The sequence below is a fragment of the Streptomyces sp. TAA486 genome (genome assembly GCF_000426165.1).
The window spans coordinates 246,729-266,696 of the sequence record NZ_AUEV01000003.1; the positions used below are offsets into that span (position 1 = coordinate 246,729).

19 protein-coding genes are annotated in these 19,968 nt (G+C 72.8%); 15 read left to right on the forward strand and 4 right to left on the reverse strand.

Going from position 1 to position 19,968, the window contains the following annotated elements; translation table 11 throughout:
- Positions 1-131: 131 nt before the first annotated feature.
- Together I004_RS0107825 and I004_RS0107830 are read right to left on the reverse strand one after the other, a co-directional pair.
- Positions 132-1,532, reverse strand: a complete 1,401-nt coding sequence (locus tag I004_RS0107825) for a deoxyguanosinetriphosphate triphosphohydrolase (protein ID WP_028435018.1) — start codon at positions 1,530-1,532, stop codon at positions 132-134.
- Positions 1,533-1,782: 250 nt separating this feature from the next.
- Complete coding sequence (locus I004_RS0107830) at positions 1,783-2,619, reverse strand: CbiX/SirB N-terminal domain-containing protein (RefSeq protein ID WP_028435019.1); 837 nt, start codon at positions 2,617-2,619, stop codon at positions 1,783-1,785.
- Between the two features lie 297 nt (positions 2,620-2,916).
- Between I004_RS0107830 and I004_RS32845 the strand changes: the two genes are divergently transcribed.
- The 6 genes from I004_RS32845 (at position 2,917) to I004_RS0107860 (ending at position 7,747) form a co-directional block, all read left to right on the forward strand.
- Positions 2,917-5,148, forward strand: a complete 2,232-nt coding sequence (locus tag I004_RS32845) for a molybdopterin oxidoreductase family protein (RefSeq protein WP_078510924.1) — start codon at positions 2,917-2,919, stop codon at positions 5,146-5,148.
- A 181-nt stretch (positions 5,149-5,329) separates the two neighbouring features.
- The gene (locus tag I004_RS0107840; protein ID WP_078510962.1) at positions 5,330-5,962 is read left to right on the forward strand and encodes an ElyC/SanA/YdcF family protein; all 633 of its coding nucleotides are present in this window, start codon (positions 5,330-5,332) and stop codon (positions 5,960-5,962) included.
- Positions 5,963-6,007: 45 nt separating this feature from the next.
- Complete coding sequence (locus I004_RS39405) at positions 6,008-6,145, forward strand: hypothetical protein (protein ID WP_158677015.1); 138 nt, start codon at positions 6,008-6,010, stop codon at positions 6,143-6,145.
- Positions 6,146-6,272: 127 nt separating this feature from the next.
- Complete coding sequence (locus I004_RS0107850; protein ID WP_028435021.1) at positions 6,273-6,686, forward strand: VOC family protein; 414 nt, start codon at positions 6,273-6,275, stop codon at positions 6,684-6,686.
- A 212-nt stretch (positions 6,687-6,898) separates the two neighbouring features.
- A complete protein-coding gene (locus tag I004_RS37460; protein ID WP_051344829.1) occupies positions 6,899-7,264 on the forward strand; it encodes a hypothetical protein in 366 nt (121 codons plus the stop codon).
- An 87-nt stretch (positions 7,265-7,351) separates the two neighbouring features.
- Positions 7,352-7,747: a VOC family protein gene (locus I004_RS0107860; protein ID WP_028435022.1), complete on the forward strand. Its 396-nt coding sequence runs from the start codon at positions 7,352-7,354 to the stop codon at positions 7,745-7,747.
- On the opposite strand, the gene I004_RS0107865 is transcribed toward I004_RS0107860, so the two are convergent.
- Positions 7,687-8,421 (reverse strand): helix-turn-helix transcriptional regulator, encoded by a 735-nt coding sequence (locus tag I004_RS0107865; RefSeq protein WP_028435023.1) that lies wholly within the window; start codon positions 8,419-8,421, stop codon positions 7,687-7,689. The two genes, I004_RS0107860 and I004_RS0107865, sit on opposite strands and share 61 nt — an antisense overlap.
- 152 nt (positions 8,422-8,573) lie before the next feature.
- Between I004_RS0107865 and I004_RS0107870 the strand changes: the two genes are divergently transcribed.
- Genes I004_RS0107870 through I004_RS0107880 form a run of 3 tightly spaced genes read left to right on the forward strand, consistent with a single transcriptional unit; the run spans position 8,574 to position 13,056 of the window.
- On the forward strand, positions 8,574-9,899 hold the full coding sequence (locus I004_RS0107870) for an FAD-dependent oxidoreductase (RefSeq protein WP_028435024.1): 1,326 nt from the start codon (positions 8,574-8,576) through the stop codon (positions 9,897-9,899).
- Complete coding sequence (gene nirB / locus I004_RS0107875; RefSeq protein WP_028435025.1) at positions 9,896-12,571, forward strand: nitrite reductase large subunit NirB; 2,676 nt, start codon at positions 9,896-9,898, stop codon at positions 12,569-12,571. Before I004_RS0107870 ends, nirB begins: the two co-directional genes overlap by 4 nt.
- Complete coding sequence (locus I004_RS0107880) at positions 12,568-13,056, forward strand: nitrite reductase small subunit NirD (protein ID WP_486579848.1); 489 nt, start codon at positions 12,568-12,570, stop codon at positions 13,054-13,056. The genes nirB and I004_RS0107880 overlap by 4 nt, the downstream gene beginning before the upstream one ends.
- Before the next feature lie 57 nt (positions 13,057-13,113).
- Here the strand turns inward: I004_RS0107880 and I004_RS0107885 are convergent, their stop codons facing one another.
- On the reverse strand, positions 13,114-13,551 hold the full coding sequence (locus tag I004_RS0107885) for a MarR family winged helix-turn-helix transcriptional regulator (RefSeq protein WP_028435027.1): 438 nt from the start codon (positions 13,549-13,551) through the stop codon (positions 13,114-13,116).
- Between the two features lie 314 nt (positions 13,552-13,865).
- Between I004_RS0107885 and pcaH the strand changes: the two genes are divergently transcribed.
- From pcaH to I004_RS0107915, 6 genes are all read left to right on the forward strand, one after another.
- Entirely contained in the window at positions 13,866-14,633 is a 768-nt protein-coding gene (gene pcaH, locus I004_RS0107890; RefSeq protein ID WP_028435028.1) for a protocatechuate 3,4-dioxygenase subunit beta, read from the forward strand.
- Positions 14,633-15,229 carry a protocatechuate 3,4-dioxygenase subunit alpha gene (gene pcaG, locus I004_RS0107895; protein ID WP_028435029.1) on the forward strand — a complete coding sequence of 199 codons (597 nt, stop codon included), beginning with the start codon at positions 14,633-14,635 and terminating at the stop codon, positions 15,227-15,229. Before pcaH ends, pcaG begins: the two co-directional genes overlap by 1 nt.
- Positions 15,216-16,862 carry a class-II fumarase/aspartase family protein gene (locus tag I004_RS32855; RefSeq protein ID WP_486579849.1) on the forward strand — a complete coding sequence of 549 codons (1,647 nt, stop codon included), beginning with the start codon at positions 15,216-15,218 and terminating at the stop codon, positions 16,860-16,862. Before pcaG ends, I004_RS32855 begins: the two co-directional genes overlap by 14 nt.
- Before the next feature lie 93 nt (positions 16,863-16,955).
- Positions 16,956-17,798, forward strand: coding sequence for an alpha/beta fold hydrolase (locus I004_RS32860; RefSeq protein ID WP_051344830.1), 843 nt, complete (start codon positions 16,956-16,958; stop codon positions 17,796-17,798).
- Between the two features lie 94 nt (positions 17,799-17,892).
- Positions 17,893-18,810 carry an oxidoreductase gene (locus I004_RS0107910; RefSeq protein WP_028435030.1) on the forward strand — a complete coding sequence of 306 codons (918 nt, stop codon included), beginning with the start codon at positions 17,893-17,895 and terminating at the stop codon, positions 18,808-18,810.
- 313 nt (positions 18,811-19,123) lie between these two features.
- Positions 19,124-19,939, forward strand: coding sequence for a response regulator (locus I004_RS0107915; RefSeq protein WP_028435031.1), 816 nt, complete (start codon positions 19,124-19,126; stop codon positions 19,937-19,939).
- Positions 19,940-19,968 lie beyond the last annotated feature (29 nt).

Here is a 19,968-nt window from a genome sequence, read left to right on the forward strand (position 1 = left end):
GAAACGTCCAGGAGCGAGCGTCCCGCAAAGAACGGGCAGCGGGAAGAGGACCCGTGCCCGTGGCGGGCACAACCGGACACCAACGGACCACGGCCGGGGCCGCTCCGGCCGCGGCGGCGGCCAGGGGGTGTCTAGAGGTGGGCCCGCGTGAGGCGTCTGTGCAGGGAGCGCGCCGAGACGTCGGTCAGGGCCGCGATCTGGTCCACGACGACGCGCAGCCGTGCCGCGTCGTCCTCCGCCTCCCCGAACAGCGCGCGGAACTGCGGGTCGAGACCTTCGGGTGCGCGCTTGGTCAGCGCGTCCGCGAGCTCGCCGAGCACGACGCGCTGATCGGCCCGCAGCCGCTCCAGGTCCGGACGCTGCATCACATAGCGGTCCGCGACGGCTTTCAGCACCGCGCACTCCAGCCGGACGCCGCGCGGTACGACGAGTTCGGCGGCGTAGCGGGTGAGCGCTCCGGATCCGTACGCGGCCCGTGTCGCCCCCTCGGCAGCGAGGCAGAAGCGGCCGATGAGCTGGCTCGTGGCGTCCTTGAGCCGGGCCTGGGCAACGGCGGAACCGTCGTAGCCGTGCGGCCACCATTCCTGGTCCAGCAACCGGTCGAGGGCTTCGGCGAGTTCGCCGTGACCGGCGTCAGGTGCGTAGCGCTCCGCGGCGACGGTGAGGATGTCGCGGCGTTCGGGTTCGGCGAGGAGCACGTTGGGGTCGAGATGGCCGGCGTGCAGGCCGTCCTCGACGTCGTGCACGGAGTAGGCCACGTCGTCGGACCAGTCCATGACCTGCGCCTCGAAGCACGTGCGGTCGCTGGGGGCACCGCGGCGGATCCAGTCGAAGACGGGAAGGTCGTCCTCGTAGACGCCGAACTTCGGCGACGAGGGGTCGCCGGGGCGGGAGCCCAGCGTCCAGGGGTACTTGGTGGCGGCGTCGAGTGCCGCGCGCGTGAGGTTGAGGCCGACGGGGATGCGGAAGGCACGGTCTCCGGAACCGTCCGGGCCCGTGGCCGCACCCTCGGCGGGGTCTCCTGCCGGAGCGGCTCCCCCGCCGGAGTGCGGGCCTGGGTCGACGTCCAGGAAGCGCTTGGGCTCCAGCCGGGAGAGCAGGCGCAGCGACTGTGCGTTGCCCTCGAAGCCGCCGCAGGGCGCGGCGATCTCGTTCAGCACGCGTTCGCCGTTGTGCCCGAACGGCGGGTGCCCGAGGTCGTGCGCGAGGCAGGCCGTCTCGACCAGGTCCGGGTCGCAGCCGAGCGCCGCGCCCAGTTCCCTTCCGACCTGTGCGCATTCCAGGGAGTGCGTGAGGCGGGTGCGCGGACTGGCGTCCCACGCCTGCGCGCTGGTGCCCGGCGCGACGACCTGGGTCTTGCCGGCGAGCCTGCGCAGCGCGGCCGAGTGCAGCACGCGCGCACGGTCGCGCTGGAAGGCGGTGCGCCCTGGCCGCTTGTCGGGCTCGGGCGCCCAGCGCTCGATGTCGGACGGGCCGTAGTGGCCGGAAGCGCCGTCGGGGCCGGAGGCCTCTGTGTCGTACGTGCCGTGCATACGCCGACGGTAGCGGCACGGGCGGCGGAGCGGGCCCTGGGCGGGGACGGCCACACAGGGGACCGTTTCTTGGCGCGATCGGGAGAAATGTGCGAACCATTGAACCGCGCATGCCAGCGTGCAGTTGTTGCCGGTTGGGGGGGTCAGGCAGCCCAGGCGCGAGAGCCGGGCGTCCTGAGGCGGCCCTGGCCAGGCCGCACCACTGACATCACCCGTGAAACAGTCCGCCCGTGCACGCCTAGGACACTGCCTAGGCGTGCACGAGCCGCCGCCCCGTGGCTGTTGCCGCGCGCACCTCGTCGTAGCGGTGCAGGACGAGCCGGGCCAGCGCGGGATGCGCACCGATCGGCGCCGCGGCTGTCCACGGGGCCGCAGCCGCGCAACGGGCGGCGAAGTGGCCGGGAGCGGTGAAGCAGGAGGCGAGGGCGATGCGGCTGTGCCCGGCGGCGCGCAGGATCTGCACGGCCTCGGCCACGGTCGGCCGGGCGGCCGAGGCGTACCCCGGGAGCACCGGTGTGGTACCGCCGAGCCGTTCGCGCAGTGCGGCCGCGATGCGCTGTGCGCCCTCGGCGGACTCGGGGTCGCGTGAACCCGCGGAGGCCAGCACGACCGCGTCCGGCGCGGCCTGCCCATGGGCGGCCTCCCCACCACGGAGGCCGTCCTCGGCCTGAAGGGATCCCGCGCGCCGGACCGCCTCGGTCAGGCGGTCGTGCAGCGCTTCGGCGAGCAGCGGGTGGGGCCCGATGGGTTCCGAGACCCTGCCCCGAAGGTGCGAAGCGGCGGCCAGGGCACGCGGGATGTCGTGCTTGACGTGGTGCCCCCGCCCGAACAGCAGGGGCACGAGGACCACTTCGCCGCGGGCCCGCAGCGCGGACAGGGTCTGCGGCAGCCGCGGCTCGTTCAGTTCGATGTGGCCCAGTTCGACGCGAAGCCCCGGACGCAGGGCCCGTACGGACGTGAGGAGTGCCGTGACCGTGGCCAACGCGCCGGGGTCGCGGGAACCGTGCGCGACGGCGACGAGCGTCGGGGCGGGGCGCGGGCGTACCGAGGCGAGCTGGGTGTGGAGCTGTGCGGTGAGTCGGGTCATGAGCTGCGCCGTGCTGTCGAGGCCGTGGAGCGGTCCGGGTCCGGGTTCGGGGCCGGACCCGAGTGCCGGTCCGAATTCGGAACCGGGCCCGGGGGTGGGTTCCGGTGTGGGCGACGCGTTCATGGATCGAGGCTGCCGCGCGGTGTTTGCCGTGCTGTTGCGCCGGCCCGCCCGCTTCGTTTCGTCGCGCTCACACCTGCGACCTCACCGGTGCGACGTCGCTGCGCTGAGGACGCCTTGCCAGGCCCGTTACCTGGGCCGCGGCCGTCCGTAACAGGCGGGTTCCACGGTGGTGCCATGCACGCGAACCCCCTCGCCGTCCGCTCCGGGACCGACACCCACTGCCCGTACTGCGCGCTGCAGTGCGGCATGACGCTGCGCCGCGCGGACGGAGGCGACGAGGCCGCGGAGCCTCCCGGCCTGGAGGTGGCGGAGCGCCCGGACTTCCCCGTGAACCGTGGCGCGCTGTGCGTGAAGGGCCGCACGGCCACGGAGGTCCTGGCACCGCACGCCCGCCTCACACGGCCCCTGGTGCGTCGCTCGTCCTCCGGTGAACTGGAGCCGGCGGAATGGGAGGAGGCCCTGGATCTCGTCGCCGCGGCCCTGGCCCGTACGCGCGACGAGCACGGCCCCGACGCGGTGGGCGTCTTCGGCGGCGGCGGACTGACGAACGAAAAGGCCTACGCTCTGGGCAAGTTCGCCCGCGTCGTGCTCGGCACGTCGCAGATCGACTACAACGGCCGCTTCTGCATGTCCTCCGCCGCAGCGGCCGGCACGAGGGCCTTCGGCGTGGACCGCGGACTGCCGTTCCCGCTGGAGGACGTCGGCCGTACGGACTGCGTCGTGCTCGTCGGCTCGAACCTCGCCGAGACGATGCCGCCCGCACTGCGCCACCTCACCGAACTGCGCGAGCGCGGCGGTACGTTGATCGTCGTCGACCCCCGCCGCACCCGGACGGCCGAGCATGCCGACCTGCACCTCGCGCCACGGCCGGGCACGGATCTGGCACTCGCGCTGGGGTTGCTGCATCTGGTGGTCGCCGAGGGCGGGACGGACACCGGGTACATCGAGGCCCGCACCACCGGCTGGCCCGAGGCCCGCAGTGCGGCCATGGCTCACTGGCCGGAGCTGGTGGAGCGCATCACCGGGGTCTCCGTGCCCGAACTGCGCCGAGCCGCAAGGCTGTTCAGCGACGCCGGTCACGCCATGGTGCTCACGGCGCGCGGACCCGAGCAGCAGTCGAAGGGCACCGATACGGTCGGCGCCTGGATCAACCTCTGCCTGGCGACGGGCCGTCCGGGCCGCCCACTGTCCGGCTACGGCTGCCTCACCGGGCAGGGCAACGGGCAGGGCGGCCGCGAACACGGCCAGAAGGCCGACCAGTTGCCCGGCTACCGCAGACTCGACGACCCCGCGGCCCGCGAACACGTGGCCCGGGTATGGGGTGTCGACCCGGCGTCCCTGCCGGGCCCCGGGCGCAGCGCGTACGAACTCCTCGACGCGCTCGGCGGTGATGTACGGACTCTGCTGCTGGCGGGCTCGAATCCCGTCGTCTCCGCCCCTCACGCCGCGCACGTCGAACAGCGGCTGCGTTCACTGGACTTCCTCGCTGTGTGCGACGTCGTCCTGTCGGAGTCGGCGCGCCTCGCCGACGTCGTGCTTCCCGTGACGCAGTGGGCGGAGGAGTCGGGTACGACGACGAACCTGGAGGGCCGCGTGCTGCTGCGTCGCAAGGCCGTCGACCCGCCCGCGGGCGTGCGCACGGATCTGGAGGTCCTGGAGGAACTGGCCGCGCGTCTCGGCTGGGAGAAGGGCTTCCCCGCCGCACCGGAGGAAGTCTTCGACGAGCTGCGACGCGCGTCGGCGGGCGGCCCCGCGGACTACTCGGGCATCAGCTATCAGCGCATCGCGGCCGAGGACGGCGTCTTCTGGCCCTGCCCGGAACAGACCGGCGATGACGACGATTCCCGGTCGCCGCATCCCGGGACCCCGCGCCTCTTCCTCGACCGCTTCGCGACACCGGACGGACGGGCCCGCTTCGTCCCCGTGATGCACCGTCCGGCCGACGAGGAGCCCGACGAGGGCTATCCGCTCCGCCTGACGACGGGACGCGTGCTCTCCCAGTACCAGTCGGGCGCGCAGACGCGGCGTGTCGCCACGCTCAACGAGGCGGCCCCCGGCCCGTTCGTCGAGCTGCACCCGTCGCTCGCGGGCCGGTTGGGAGCCGAGGAGGGCGACTCGCTGGCGGTCGTCTCGCGCCGCGGACGCGCGGTGGCACCGGCGCGCATCACGCGCGGCATCCGCCCCGACACCCTGTTCATGCCCTTCCATTGGCACGGCGAGGGTCGCGCCAACTCCCTCACCAACCCGGCACTCGACCCGGACTCGCGGATGCCGGAGTTCAAGGTCTGCGCGGTGCGGGTGGAACTCGCAACGCCGACAACCGAGCCAACCGAGCCCGAACGGCCCGCCGCACCCACGGAGTTGGGGAGATCCGGCACGCTGGGCACGGCGCGGCCTGCGCCATGAGGGGCGAGCCCCGGCATCCCCGTACACGCCGAGCCCCGGACTCCCGTCCGGCCCTGCCCCGCCTTCGGTGGCCGATTGCGCAACCGGGCGGTGCCACCGACGCGTCGCAGGAGACGTGCCCGACAGACATCCCGTCCGCGCCGGCCTGACCGCCCGCCGCAGACGTGCCGTACAGGCGGCGATGGTGTGCTGCGTCCTCGGTCTGCTGCCAGTCACCTGGCTTCGGCTCTCCACGGACGACGTGCGCCCGCACGCCTCGGTCGCCGACGCGCCGTCCGCGCCCGTCGCCCTGGTCTTCGGCGCCGGCCTGTGGGACGGCGAGCCCTCCCCGTACCTTGCCCACCGGCTCGACGCGGCCGCCGACCTCTACGAACGGGGGAAGGTGCGGGCGGTACTGGTCTCCGGCGACAACAGCCGCGAGGAGTACGACGAACCGGACGCCATGCGCACCTACCTGACCGAACGGGGCGTTCCGGAGCGGCACATCGCCGCCGACTACGCGGGCTTCGACACATGGGACTCCTGCACGCGAGCGGCACGCGTCTTCGGCGTCGGGCGGGCGCTCCTGCTCAGTCAGGACTTCCACATCCGCCGCGCCACCGCATTGTGCCGCGCCGCGGGCATCGACTCCTACGGCGTGGCCGTGCCCGAGCCCCGCGACGCCACCTGGTACGCGGGCGGCCTGCGGGAGATCCCCGGCGCGGCCAAGGCCGCGTTCGACGCCGGCGTCACCCCGGCCCCGCACTTCCTCGGCCCGCACGAACGCGGCGTGGACCAGGCGCTGGCGGACGCCCGCCGGGGCGCGGACCGATGAGAAATTCGCACGACGCCGGACGGACAGGACGGCACACTGCCCGCCATGGACCGTCAAGTGATCAGCAGCCTCGCCCTGAGGGTCGCGGCAGAACACCGCGAGGGCTGGCTGCGCGGCTACCGGGGAACGCTCGGCTTCGTCACGCTGCTGCTGTGCCCCTCTCCGCCGTCCCCGCAGAAGTAGCGCGCGGAAAACTCCACCGGCACCGATGAGTTGCCGCTGCCTCGATGGTCCACACAACAGCGGGGAAAGCCCCGCAACCCGGCAGAAACCCGGGCAGCGCACGGAAACCAGCGGAAGGTGGCGGCTCATGTCCACGAAGATCTTCGTCAATCTCCCCGTGAAGGACCTCGCCAAGTCCAGGGACTTCTTCTCCCAGCTCGGCTACGGCTTCAACGCCCAGTTCTCCGACGAGAACGCCGCATGCCTCGTGATCAGCGAGGACATCTTCGTCATGCTGCTCACGGAGCCCTTCTTCAAGTCGTTCACGAAGAAGGACATCGCCGACTCCCGGACCAGCACCGAAGCGATGATCGCGCTGAGCGCCGAGAGCAGAGCGCAGGTCGACGATCTGTGCGACAAGGCCCTGGCCGCGGGCGGCAGCCCCGCGGGCGACCCGCAGGACCACGGATTCATGTACGGGCGCAGCTTCTACGACCTCGACGACCACCACTGGGAGGTCGTGTGGATGGACCCGGCGGCGATCGAACAGCAGTCGGCCTGAACGGGGCCGCACGCCGTGACGCGGCGGTCGACCTGCCCCACACAGGTCCGGCCGGAGTGCCGCCCCGTCAGCGGAAGAGCCCCGGTCCCAAGCGAAATCGGGACCGGGGCTCCGCTCCTGCGCTCGTCGGCGCGTCGGCGCGTCGGCGGCCTGACCGATCGTTCGAGCTCCGGACACCCGGAGCAGACCTGGGCTGTCTACCGTAGGACGCTGTGAAGGTTCTGATCATCGGCGGTAGCGGCTTCCTCGGGACGGAAGTTGTGCGGCAGGCGACGGCTGTGGGATGGGAGACGGCCGCAACGTACTGTTCCCGCCCGGGCAGCTCGGCCGGAGCCTCCTGGTACCAGCTCGACCTTCGAGCGCCCGGGAACCTCGGCGGGGCGGACGCGCTCAGCCGTCACGAACTCGGCGGTCTCATCGCCCGACGCGACGGACTGGACGCAACCCGGCTGCCTGCGGGGCGCCGGGCCGACACCCTCATGTCCGGGGCCCTCGATGTCCGCCTCGACAGCAACGCCACCCAGCGGGGCATACACACACGACTGCGTGGGGCTCGAGAGTTCCTCCAGGTCCGTTAGTACACCGGCCGGGTCCGTCCCGTCGCGCACGCGGCACGTCCGATTCGTTCAAGACCTTCGGGCGGTGCCCCGCCTAACGTGCGGCGCATGACACCACGATTCGATCTCATCGGGCTCGTCGCCGCCGACATGGCGGCCACCCTCGCCTTCTACCGCCGGCTCGGTCTGGACATCCCCGCCTCCGCCGACGGCGAACCGCACGTCGAGGCCGCGCTGCCCGGCGGGCTGCGGATCGCCTGGGACACGGAGGAGACCATCCGCTCCTTCGACCCGGGCTGGGACCCCGGCCCCGAGGGCAGCGGCCGCATCGGCCTGGCGTTCCTGTGCGACTCCCCCGCCGAGGTGGACCGGCTCCACGCGGAGCTGACCGACGCCGGATACGAGAGCCACAAGGAACCCTGGGACGCCTTCTGGGGTCAGCGCTACGCCGTCGTGGCCGACCCCGACGGCAACGGGGTGGACCTGTTCGCCGCGCTCCCCTGAGGCGACAGCTCGCCCAGGGTCGCCCCGGCCAGAGCCCTGACCTCGCGCGAGAGGTGGGCCTGGTCGGCATACCCCGCGACGGCGGCCACCTGGGCGGGCGGCATGCCCCGGGCCGCGAGGCGCAGCGCGTCCTGCATGCGCAGTACCCGTGCGAGGGTCTTGGGCCCGTAGCCGAAGGCGTCCAGGCAACGCCGGTGCAACTGCCGCTCGCTCAGGCCCAGGACCTGGGCCACTGATGCCACTCCCCGTCCACGCGCGAGCAGTCCGGCCACGTCACCGCTGGAAACCGGCTCCCGCCCGGCGAGCCGCTCCGCCGCGATGCCCTCCAGGGCCCGCCCCGGCGCCGGGGCCTCCGCGACCCGCTCCTCCAGCACCCGCACCGCGGCTGACGGCCACAGCTCGCCGAGCGGCACACGCCGGTCGCGCACCTCGTGGGCCGGTACGCCGAACACGAGCGGGCCCGCGCCGGGCGGGAGACGGAGGCCTGTCATACGGGACCCGGCCGCCCGCGTGAACAGATGCGCCCGCGTGTCGGGCCCCGCGACGACCAGCGCGCCGTCCCACAGCAGCAGATCCATGCACCCGTCGGGCAGGACGCGCCCCTCCCCGTCGGACATGGTGCCGTGGGTCCACACCACGGCACCGTCCACCAGCGACCGCCGCTCCCGGTACATGTCCACAGCATGCCGCCCGCCACCGACAATCGGCCCCGGCCGGACGGGGGCCTCGCCGCTCACACGCCGCCGGGCCGTCCGATGAGGGCACCGTTCCTCCGGGGAAACAACAGCGATGCGGCCGGGAAACAGGCAGGACCCACGCTCATGCCATGACCTTGCGAGAGCGTGAACGCGTGGTGGTGATCGGCGGCGGCATGGCCGGTGCCAGGCTCGCCCAGCAGCTCGGTGCCGCCGGCGCGCCCGCGGACGTCACGGTCATCGGCGAGGAATCGCACGCCCCGTACAACAGGGTGCTGCTGGCGGACGTCCTCGCCGGCCAGTACCCGCCGGAGGTCATCACGCTTCCGGCGGGCCCGGCCCGCCGGCTGTCCGGAGTGCGCGCCGTCCGCATCGACCGTGCCGACCGGCGCGTGATGTGCGACGACGGCGGGGTCGTCCCCTACGACACGCTCGTGCTGGCCACCGGCGCGAATCCCGTACTGCCGCCGCTGCGCGGCCTGTTCACCACCGGCGGCGGTGAACTCCCGGACGGGGTACGGGCCTTCCGCACGATGGACGACTGCCTCGCCCTCCGCAGCGAGGCACGGCCGGACATGCACGCCGTCGTCATCGGAGGGGGGCTGCTCGGCGTCTCAGCGGCGCGCGCGCTGGCCCGTCGCGGGACCCAGGTCGTCCTCGCCCACCAGGGCGAACGTCTCATGGAGCGCCAACTCGACGCGGGATCTGCGGCGTTGCTGCGGAGGCACCTGGAGGAACTGGGCGTCGAGGTGCACACCGAGTGCCGGGTACGCGGCCTGCTCACCCGGCCGCATCCTCCCGGCGGTGCGGTTCGTGGTGCCGGTGGCGACGGAGCGGGCCGAGCGGTCCGCGCCGTCGAACTCGCCGACGGCTGCACCCTCGACGCCGGTCTCGTCGTCGTCGCCTGCGGCGTCCGCCCCCGGACCGGGCTCGCCGAGGCCGCGGGCCTGGCCGTGTCGCGCGGCGTCGTCGTCGACGACGAGCTGCGCACCGACGACCCGCACGTTCACGCGATCGGTGACTGCGCCGAGCACGACGGCGTCCTCTACGGTCTCGCCGGCCCCGCGCAGGAACAGGCCGACGCCCTTGCCCGCGTCCTGACCAGGGGTTCGGGCGCCCCGCAGTACCGCGGCACGCGCGCCCTCACCCGCCTCACACTCGCCGGCGGCCCCGCGGCGCCCGCGCGGACACGGACGCAGGCGCCGCGCCACCCCCTGGACCTCGCCGCCTTCGGCGACCCGCTGCCGCGGGCGGACGACGAGGTCGTCCACCTCGCCGACGCCACTCGCGGCACCTACCGCAAGGTCGTCGTGCGCGACGGCCGGCTCGCCGGCGGCATCCTCCTCGGCGACCTCACGACGGTCGGCGCCCTCGCCCGCACCTGGGAGAGCGACGAACCGCTGGCGCCCGAACCGCTGCTCCACCTGCTCACCCGAGACGGAGAGGCCCTTCGATGACAACGCCGACGATCGTGCTGATCGGTCACGGAATGGTCGGCCAGCGCTTCCTGGAGGCCCTGGCCGCCCGCGGCACCACCGCGACAGCGAGGGTGGTCGTGCTGTGCGAGGAGTCGCGTCCCGCGTACGACCGCGTGCGGCTCACCTCCTACTTCTCCGGCACGGCACCCGACGAACTCGCCCTCGCCGAAGAGGACTTCATCGCCTCGCACGGCATCGAACTGCTTCTGGAGGACCCGGCGACGGCCGTCGACCTCGCACGGCGGACGGTCACCTCCCGCTCCGGGCGGACGATCACCTACGACGCGCTCGTCCTGGCCACCGGCTCCTCCCCGTTCGTGCCGCCCGTCCCCGGCAACGACAGCACGGGCTGCTTCGTCTACCGCACCCTCGACGATCTCCTCGCCATCGAGACGTACGCGAAGAGCGCGGCACGCGCCGGGGTGGTCGTCGGCGGCGGGCTGCTGGGGCTGGAGGCGGCGGGCGCGCTGCGCGGGCTCGGACTGCGCACGCACATCGTCGAGTTGAGCGACCGGCTGATGGCGCTCCAGGTGGACGCGGGCGGCGGATCGGCGCTGCGCCGCACCCTGGAGGACATGGAGCTGGACGTCCGCACGGGTGTGGCGGGCGAGCGGATCGAAGCGGACGCGGCCGGAGCGGTGACGGGCATGGCGCTCTCGGACGGCTCGCGTATCCCCGCCGACATGGTGATCTTCGCGGCCGGCATACGCCCGCGCGACCGGCTCGGACGCGACGCCGGGCTCGCCGTGGGCCAGCGCGGCGGCATCGTCGTCGACGACCGGTGCCGCACGGACGACCCGGATGTGTACGCGATCGGTGAGTGCGCCATGGCCGCCGACGGAACGGTGTACGGGCTGGTCGCGCCCGGCTACGAGATGGCGGAGACCGCCGCCGACGCCGTCACGGCCCGCCTGGCGCCGCCCGGACCGGCGCCGCAGACTCACGGTCAGGCGCCGCCCGCACAGCCGGAGTCGCGCACCTTCACCGGCGCGGACACCTCCACCAAGCTCAAGCTCCTCGGTGTCGACGTCGCCTCCTTCGGCGACGCGCACGGCACCGCGGAGGGCAGTCTCGACGTCGTCTACTCCGACTCCCGCGCGGGCGTCTACAAGAAGCTGGTCATCTCCCCCGAGGGCACACTGCTCGGCGGCGTTCTCGTGGGCGATGCCGAGTCGTACGGCACGCTGCGAGCGCTCACCGGTTCTGTGCCGCCCGTGCCGCCGGAGTCACTGGTGCTCCCGGCGGGCGCCGGTGACAGCTCGTCCACCGCTCTCGGTCCCGCCGCTCTGCCCGACGACGCCGTCGTCTGCAACTGTCATCACATCGACAAAGGAACAGTCCGTGCGGCCGTCTCCGAACACGGCTGCACGGACGTGCCGTCGGTCAAGAAGTGCACCAAGGCCGGTACGGGCTGCGGCAGTTGCGTCAAGGTGCTCGGGCAGCTCGTGGACGCCGAGCTGGAGGCGAACGGCGTCACCGTCGACAAGGGCCTGTGCGGCTGTTTCGCCTACACGCGCAGCGAGTTGTACGAGATCGTGCGCACCCTTCGGGTGACGTCGTTCGCGGGGCTGCTCGACTCGCACGGACGCGAGCAGGCCCGCCAGGGAGAGGGCTGCGAGGTGTGCAAGCCTGCCGTGGCCTCGATCATCGCCTCGCTGGCGCCCTCCATCGGAGCCGGGGGCCACGTACTCGACGGCGAGCAGGCCGCGTTGCAGGACACCAACGACCACTTCCTCGCCAACCTCCAACGCAACGGCTCGTATTCGGTCGTCCCTCGCATCCCCGGCGGGGAGATCACGCCCGAGAAGCTGATCGTCATCGGCGAGGTGGCACGGGACTTCGGCCTCTACACGAAGATCACCGGTGGGCAGCGCATCGACATGTTCGGCGCGCGGGTCGACGAACTCCCGGCGATCTGGGCGCGGTTGGTCGAAGCGGGCTTCGAGTCCGGCCACGCATATGGAAAGGCGCTGCGCACTGTGAAGTCCTGCGTGGGCAGCACCTGGTGCCGCTACGGCGTGCAGGACAGCGTGCGCATGGCCATCGACCTCGAACTGCGCTACCGGGGTCTGCGCTCCCCGCACAAGCTGAAGTCGGCGGTCTCGGGGTGCGCACGTGAGTGCGCCGAGGCGATGGGCAAGGACTTCGGCGTCATCGCCACCTCGTCCGGATGGAACCTCTACGTCGGCGGCAACGGCGGCGCGACGCCGCGCCACGCCGATCTGCTGGCGCAGGACCTGAGCGATGCCGAACTGGTGCGCCTGACCGACCGGTTCCTGATGTTCTACATCCGCACCGCGGACCGGCTGGAGCGCACCTCAGCATGGCTGGAGCGGATCGAGGGCGGGCTCGGACACGTCAGGGACGTGGTCGTGCACGACTCGCTGGGACTCTGCGAGGAGCTGGAGGCCTTGATGGCCGACCACGTCGCGCACTACCGCGACGAGTGGTCCGAAACCCTGGCCGATCCGGAGAAGCTCTCCCGCTTCGTCTCGTTCGTCAACGCGCCAGGCGTGCCCGATCCGACGGTGCGGTTCGTCGCCGAACGCGATCAGATGAAGCCGGACTTGACGCTCCTGTCCGGCCCCGACATCCCCGTGCGCGGCGCGGCGGACCGCACACCCGAACTCGAAGGGACGGCCACCCGATGACCATCACAGCGACGACCGGTCCGATGACGGCCACGACACCGGCGACGGCGACGGAGTCCCCTGGGGCCAGCGCCCCGTCCCCGCAACGCTCCCCCAGGGCGGGCGAGTTCGACGGCCCCCGCGTCGAAGTGCGCGACGCCCAGGGCTGGTTCGCGGTCTGCGGCCTGGACGACCTCACCCCCGGGCGGGGCGTGGCGGCCCTGCTGCGGGACGGCTCCCAGGCCGCGGTCTTCGTGGACCGTGCGGGCCGCACGTACGTCATCGGCAACCGGGACCCCTTCACCGGCGCCTACGTACTCTCCCGCGGTCTGCTGGGCTCGGCGCCCGGTGACCCGGCCGCGACGGAGGCCCCGGGGACCGGCCATGAAAACAGCACCCCCTTCGTGGCCTCGCCACTGCTGAAGCAGCGCTTCGACCTGCGAACGGGACGCTGCCTGGACGACGGGACGGTGAGCGTCCCCGTCTTCCGCTCCCGCACCCGCTGAGTCCGTCACCCGGCAAGGGGCCCGGTCACCCCCGCCGGCCCTTGCCGACGGGAGCCGTCAGCCGCGCAGCTCCTCCGCGGCGCCGGCCACCCTCGCGATGAGCCGCAGCAGGGTCTCCTGCTCCTCACCGTTCAGAGGCGCCAGGAAGACCCGGTTCATCCGCGCGGTCCGCGTGACCAGCTTCCGGTGCAGGCGGCGGCCCTCCTCCGTCAGCTTGAGCACGTTGCGGCGCCCGTCGTCCGGGTCGCGCACCCGCTCGACCAGTTCCCTCCCGGCGAGCCGTGCCACGAGATCAGCGATGGTGGAACGGTCGAGGTGGACGTGCTCGCTGAGGGTGCGCTGGTCCATGCCCGGCTTCTCCTCCAGCGCGTTGAGCACGGCGAACTGCGGCGACGTCGTCTCCTCCGAGACCATCGCCCCCCACAGCAGGGAGTGGGCCTGCTGCAGCCGGCGGGCGAGATGCCCCGGGTGCGTGCTCAGATCGACCGCCGCCATGCGCTCTCAGCTCTCCCTCGTCCTGTTCCTCCGTGCACGATTTCCGATCGTGTACTGACTGATTCTGGCGCCGCAAGTCACAGGGTGTCGAGCCCTCCCCACGCCATCCTGCATGTTCCTTGCCCTTGACGCGCCAGAACGGGTAGTGGCAGCGTCGGAGACACTCACCCGAAAATAATCAGCACACTGAGCAATTCGGGCCGAGTGACAACCGCCGGAACCAGTCCCGGCCGCACATCACCCACACCGCCCCCGTCCTCGTCCCCGTCCGCGTCCTCGTGTCCGTCCACGAGGAGGACCGACAGGAGCCGTCCATGCCCCTCACCCAGCGAGACATCGATCGCGAGGTCGCCGAACTGCGCGACGCGTACGAGAAGTCACGCGCCGCCGGAGCCCCGGCCTCCCACCACCCGTCCCGGAACTACGCCCCGTACCGCAGCAGCATGCTCCGCCACCCGAAGCAGCCGCTCGTCCCCGTGAAGTCCGACCCGGAGACCGTCGAGCTGCACGGCCCGGTCTTCGGTACCACCGATGTCACGGACACCGACCGCGACCTGACGACGCGGCACACCGGCGAGCCGCTCGGCGAGCGCATCACCGTCTCCGGACGGCTGCTGGACCGCGCCGGACGCCCCGTGCGCGGGCAGCTCATCGAGCTGTGGCAGGCCAACGCGGCGGGACGCTACGCGCATCTGCGCGACCAGCACCCGGCGCCGCTGGACCCGAACTTCACCGGTGTCGGACGCACCCTGACCGGTGACGACGGCAGCTACACCTTCACCACGATCAAGCCCGGCGCCTACCCCTGGCGCAACCACGAGAACGCCTGGCGCCCCGCGCACATCCACTTCTCGCTCTTCGGCACGGCGTTCACGCAGCGCCTGGTGACCCAGATGTACTTCCCGGGCGACCCGCTCTTCGCCCACGACCCGATCCTGCAGTCCGTCACCGAGGAGTCCGCACGGCAGGCACTGGTGGCCCGGTACGACCACGAGCTGTCCCGGTCCGAATGGTCCCTGGGCTACCGCTGGGACATCGTCCTCGACGGACCGTCCGCCACCTGGATCGAGGAGGGCCGCTGATGACGGACGCACACACCTCCCTGCAGCCGACCCCGTCCCACACCGTGGGGCCCTTCTACGGCTACGCCCTTCCCTTCCCCGGCGGCGGCGAGGTCGCCCCGGCGGGCCGCGACGGCACCGTCACCGTGCACGGGTACGTCTACGACGGTTCGGGAGCGCCCGTACCTGACGCACTCATAGAGCTGTGGCAGGCCGACACCGACGGAGACCTCGCGGGGGCGCCCGGCTCCATGCGGCGCGACCCTGTGAACGGTGGTCATCTCGGGCGCAACGGCGTGGACTTCACCGGTTTCGCACGCGTGGCGACGGACGCGGACGGCCACTGGACCGCGCACACCCTCCGACCCGGCGCACGCACGGGCCACGCCCCGTACATCAGTGTGTGTGTCTTCGCGCGCGGGCTCCTGCACCACCTCTTCACCCGCGTGTACTTTCCGGGAGACACTCAAGCGCACGCCGACGACCCGCTTCTCGCCTCGCTCGATGCAGAACGGCGCGAGACCCTGGTGGCAACGGCTGAACGTGCCACTGGCTCGTACCGCTTCGACATCCGGCTTCAGGGCGAGAAGGAGACCGTTTTCCTTGACTTCCAATGAACGAGGCTCCGGTACGGGGCCGGGGAACGGCCCTGGCCCCGGACCGGAGGACGTCGGACTTCTCGCACCGGCACGTGCCGGTTCGGGCGCGGAGTCCGGCACGGGGGACGAAGCAGTGCTCCAGGCACTGCTGGACGCCGAGGCCGCGCTGACACGGGCGCAGGCCGCGCTGGGGCTGGCACCCCACTCCGTCGCGTCGGCGGTCACGAAGGCCGCGCGCGCGGAACGCTTCGACGCACGCGGGCTGGCGCTGCGTGCCCGCTCCGGCGGCAATCCGGTGATCCCGCTGGTCGCGGACCTGACCGACACTGTCGGGCGTGACGCCGCGCCGTACGTGCACAGGGGCGCCACCAGCCAGGACATCCTCGACACGGCACTGATGCTGGTCGCCGCCCGCACGCTGGACGCCGTCCTCCCCGCCCTGGACCGCACGGCGCGCGAGTTGGCCCTGATGGCCGCCGAACACCGCGACACCCCCATGCCGGGGCGGACGCTGACCCAGCACGCGGTGCCCACGACCTTCGGCCTCAAGGTCGCCGGCTGGCGCAGCCTGGTGCTGGACGCCCACGACCGGCTCTCGGCGGCACGTGCCGGCCTCCCCGTCCAACTGGGCGGCGCGGCAGGCACGCTGGCGGCGTTCGCGGCCTACGCCGAGGCGGACGCCCACACGGGCACGGACGGCGACGGCACGGGCCCGAGGACCGGGCCCGGCAGCCACGGGCCGGAGTCGGAGTCCCCGGAAGGGGCGGCCCACGGCGTTCCCGCCACCGACCTGGGCCTCAGGCTGCTGGCCGCGTACGCGCGCGAACTCCCACTGGCCGAACCCTCGCTGCCGTGGCACACGCTGCGCACGCCCGTCGCCGATCTCGGGTCGGCGTGCGCCTTCGCCTGCGGTGCGCTGGGCAAGTTCGCCGCGGACGTGCTGGTGCTCTCGCGCAGCGAGATCAGCGAGGTCGGCGAGGGCGACGGCGGCAGTTCGTCCGCCATGCCGCACAAGACCAATCCGGTGCGTGCCACGCTCATCGCCGCCAGCGCCCGTCAGGCACCGGCCCTCGCCGCGACACTGCTGTCCTCCCTCGCGGCGGAGGACGAGCGTCCCGCGGGCGCCTGGCACGCCGAGTGGCAGCCGGTGCGCGACCTGCTGCGGCTCACCGGCGGCGCGGCCCATGAGGCGGCCGAACTCGCCGAAGGGCTCCAGGTCTTCCCGTACCGGATGCACGAACACCTCGCCCTCACCGAGGGGCTGATCGTCAGCGAGCGCCTGACCGTGGCCCTCGGGCCTCTCCTCGGCCGCGCCCGCGCGCGCAAGCTCCTGGACGCCGCCTCACGGATGGCCGTGGACGAGGGCATCACGCTGGACGAGGCACTCGAGGAGGAGGAGCCGACCCTGCGCGAGATGCTCTCCAGGGACCGGCTGCGTGACCTTACGGACCCGACGCACTACACGGGCTCCGCGCCCGCCCTCACCGACCGCGCGCTGCGGCGCGGGCCGACACCCGTCCGTTCCTCCGTGCCGGGGCACGGGCCCGCGCACCCGCCCGGCACCGGACAGGACGCGGAGAATCACGGAAGCCGGCCCAGCGGCAGCCCCGACGACGCAGACGACGCAACAACCCCCGACCGAGAGCGGTGACAGACCATCGGCATCGGAATCCCACCCCCCGCCTCGCCCGGCGACAGCGGAAGCGATACGCCCCGCAGGTCGAGCAGCCCCGGGGACATCACCGTGACCGCTCTCGGCGGGCCGGGTACCGAGCCGCTCCCGTACCACCGGGTCGACGGGCCGGCCGACGGAAGACCGATGATCCTCGGGCCGTCCCTGGGCACATCGCTGGCCGTGTGGGAGCCGCAGCTTCCCGCGTTGATCCGCACCCACCACGTGCTGCGCTGGGACCTTCCGGGGCACGGGGCCTCACCGGCCGAACCGATGGCGGGCTCCTCCAGCGAACTGATCCCCACCGACGGCAGCGCCACCGTGGGGCACCTGGCCGAACTCGTGCTCCGTGCGGCCGACGCCCGGGGCTGGGAGCGGTTCGCCTACGCCGGGGTGTCTCTGGGCGGCGCAGTCGGCCTGTACCTCGCGGTGCACCACCCCGAGCGCCTCACGACGCTCTCCATGGTGTGCTCCTCGGCCCGCTTCGGGGAGCCCTCCGTCTGGCGTGAGCGTGCCGCGGCCGTACGTGCGAACGGCACCGAGTCCATGATCGCGTCCCGCCCCGGCGTGTGGTTCTCCCCCGAGTACGGGAGCACGCCGCACGGTTCGGCGATGATCGAGGATCTGCGCTGGACGGAAGCCGCGGGGTACGCGGCCTGCTGCGACGCCCTCGCGTCGTTCGACCTGCGGGACCGGCTCGCCGAGGTGACGGTGCCGACCCTCGCCGTCGCCGGGCGCCTCGACCCGGCCACGCCGCCCGCGCACTCCCGTGAGATCACCGACGGCATCCCGGGCGCCGCCCTGGTGGAGGTCGCCGGGGCCGCGCATCTGGCGAACGCCGAGTGTCCCGACCCGGTCACCTCGGCCCTGCTCGTCCACCACGAAGGCGTGCCCGGCCAGGCGGACCGCCGGTGAGCCGGGCGCGGGTGGCCGGCGGCGACCCCCTGAGTCTCGCAACCCCTCTGCGGCTCCCTCGCGCGGTCCGTCCGACCGCCATACGCTGAGTCGCATGAGCTGGACAGCGCGCAGCATCCCCGACCAGAGCGGGCGTACCGCAGTGGTGACGGGCGCCAACAGCGGCATCGGCTACGTGACTGCGCGCGAACTGGCGCGGCGCGGCGCCCGGGTGGTGCTGGCGTGCCGCAGCGAGCAGCGCGGCGCCGCCGCGCTGGACCGGCTGCTCTCCCAAGTGCCCGAGGCCCGCGCGGAGTTGCGTCTGATGGACCTGGCGGACCTGGCGTCCGTAAGGGAGTTCGCCAGGACGCTGCCCTACCGCCGGCTCGATCTGCTGGTCAACAACGGGGGCCTGATGGCGGTTCCCTACGGACGCACAGTCGACGGCTTCGAGACGCAGTTCGGCGTGAACCACCTCGGCCACTTCGCCCTCACCGGGCTGCTGCTGGAGCGGCTCCTCGCTGCGCCCGGCGCCCGGGTGGTGACGGTCGCCAGCATGGCCCACTTCCTGTCCAACATCGACATGAACGACCTCGGCAGCGAACGCCACTACCGCCCGATGGTCGCCTACGGCGCCTCGAAGACTGCCAACCTGCTCTTCGTCCGGGAGCTGGCGCACCGTGCCGACCGTCATGGCCTCGATCTGACCGTCACGGCCGCCCACCCCGGCTATGCGCGGACCGAACTGCAGGCCAAGGGCCCGCGACTGGCGGGCAAGGCGGGGCGCGAGCGGGTGACGCGGCTGTTCACCGACGCGGTCGGCGCCTCGGCCGACCAGGGTGCGGCGCCGGTCCTGTATGCGGCGACCGCACCGTACGTGCACGGCGACTCCTTCTACGGTCCGCGCATCCTCGGCGTGCGAGGCGGCCCCGGTCCGGCCTGGCGGGCCCCGTGGACGCGCAACGACATCGCGGGGGCGCAGCTCTGGGCGGTCTCGGAACGGCTGACGGACGTCACCTACCCAGTGACGTGACCCCGGGACGGTGAGCGGGGGCGGTGCCGGGCGATCCTGACGCGGGCTCCTCCGGCGGCCGGCCGGGGCGGGGTGCCGTCTCATCCCCGCCCCGGCCGACGTGCTGTCCCCGTGCCGCCGCCGTGCGGCTCGGTACGGGGCCTTTGTGCGGGACCTCGGCATCGGGCATGGTTTCCTGCGTCCGTGCGGTGCCACCGGGAGGGACCGCCGCCCGCGCACCGGCCCGCCACCCCGCACATCCCATGTGTCCCGTACTTCCCTTACGTCCGTTCACGCCAGAGCCGCCCGCCCGGCGCGGCGGGAGGAGGCAGCCGTGATCCGCGTACTCGTCGTCGACGACGACTTCATGGTTGCCCGCCTGCACAGCACCCTCGTCGAGCAGGTGCCGGGCTTCACCGTGGCGGGAGCCGTGCACAGCGGCAAGGACGCCCTGGCAGCCGTACGCGAGCTGCGCCCGGACCTCGTGCTGCTGGATATGTACCTTCCCGACCTGCCCGGCCTGGAGGTCCTGCGGGAGCTGCGCGGCACCGGCGGGCCGGAGGAAGGCCCGGACGTGCTGGTGGTCACCGCCGCCCGCGACGCGGAGACCGTGCGGGGCGCGCAGCGCGGCGGTGCCGTGCAGTACGTCATCAAGCCCTTCGAGGGGCAGCTGCTGAAGGAGCGGCTGCTCCGGTTCGCGGAACGACGCGAGGCCCTTGCGGCTCTCCAGGCACCGGAACAGCGGGATGTGGACCGGCTGTTCGGCGACACGTCCGCCCCCGGCTGCGACCCTGGCGCTCCTGGCTTCCCGGGCGGCAGCGGCACCGAGGAGTCCGGAGCGCACCGCCCGCATGTGACGGCGGACGGGCCCTCCGGCCGTACGCGGCTGCCCAAGGGCCTCACCGAGCAGACGGCCGGACTGGTGCGTGCCACGCTCGAGGCCGAGACCGGTCCCGCGGGTATTTCCGCTTCCGAGTGCGCCGGACGCATCGGCCTGTCCCGTGTGAGCGCCCGCCGGTATCTGGAGCACTTCGTCTCCGTCGGGACCGCCCGGGTCACCCTGCGGTACGGGACCACCGGGCGTCCGGAGCGCCGCTATCACCGCGTGGATGCGTCCGGACCCGAAGCCCCCGCACACGCCGGTCCGTAAATCGGGCGGAAAGCGTGATTCGCGCCACA

What these genes read in the sequence shown, in the direction of transcription:
- I004_RS0107865 (WP_028435023.1), bottom strand. Translation starts at nt 8,421, where the DNA reads ATGTACCGGGAGCGGCGGTCGCTGGTGGACGGTGCCGTGGTGTGGACC.
- pcaG (WP_028435029.1), top strand. Translation starts at nt 14,633, where the DNA reads ATGACGGACGCACACACCTCCCTGCAGCCGACCCCGTCCCACACCGTG.
- I004_RS0107830 (WP_028435019.1), bottom strand. Translation starts at nt 2,619, where the DNA reads ATGACCCGACTCACCGCACAGCTCCACACCCAGCTCGCCTCGGTACGC.
- I004_RS0107885 (WP_028435027.1), bottom strand. Translation starts at nt 13,551, where the DNA reads ATGGCGGCGGTCGATCTGAGCACGCACCCGGGGCATCTCGCCCGCCGG.
- I004_RS0107860 (WP_028435022.1), top strand. Translation starts at nt 7,352, where the DNA reads ATGACACCACGATTCGATCTCATCGGGCTCGTCGCCGCCGACATGGCG.
- nirB (WP_028435025.1), top strand. Translation starts at nt 9,896, where the DNA reads ATGACAACGCCGACGATCGTGCTGATCGGTCACGGAATGGTCGGCCAG.
- I004_RS0107910 (WP_028435030.1), top strand. Translation starts at nt 17,893, where the DNA reads ATGAGCTGGACAGCGCGCAGCATCCCCGACCAGAGCGGGCGTACCGCA.
- I004_RS0107840 (WP_078510962.1), top strand. Translation starts at nt 5,330, where the DNA reads ATGGTGTGCTGCGTCCTCGGTCTGCTGCCAGTCACCTGGCTTCGGCTC.
- I004_RS39405 (WP_158677015.1), top strand. Translation starts at nt 6,008, where the DNA reads ATGGACCGTCAAGTGATCAGCAGCCTCGCCCTGAGGGTCGCGGCAGAA.
- I004_RS32845 (WP_078510924.1), top strand. Translation starts at nt 2,917, where the DNA reads ATGCACGCGAACCCCCTCGCCGTCCGCTCCGGGACCGACACCCACTGC.
- I004_RS0107850 (WP_028435021.1), top strand. Translation starts at nt 6,273, where the DNA reads ATGTCCACGAAGATCTTCGTCAATCTCCCCGTGAAGGACCTCGCCAAG.
- I004_RS0107825 (WP_028435018.1), bottom strand. Translation starts at nt 1,532, where the DNA reads ATGCACGGCACGTACGACACAGAGGCCTCCGGCCCCGACGGCGCTTCC.
- I004_RS0107880 (WP_486579848.1), top strand. Translation starts at nt 12,568, where the DNA reads ATGACCATCACAGCGACGACCGGTCCGATGACGGCCACGACACCGGCG.
- pcaH (WP_028435028.1), top strand. Translation starts at nt 13,866, where the DNA reads ATGCCCCTCACCCAGCGAGACATCGATCGCGAGGTCGCCGAACTGCGC.
- I004_RS0107870 (WP_028435024.1), top strand. Translation starts at nt 8,574, where the DNA reads ATGACCTTGCGAGAGCGTGAACGCGTGGTGGTGATCGGCGGCGGCATG.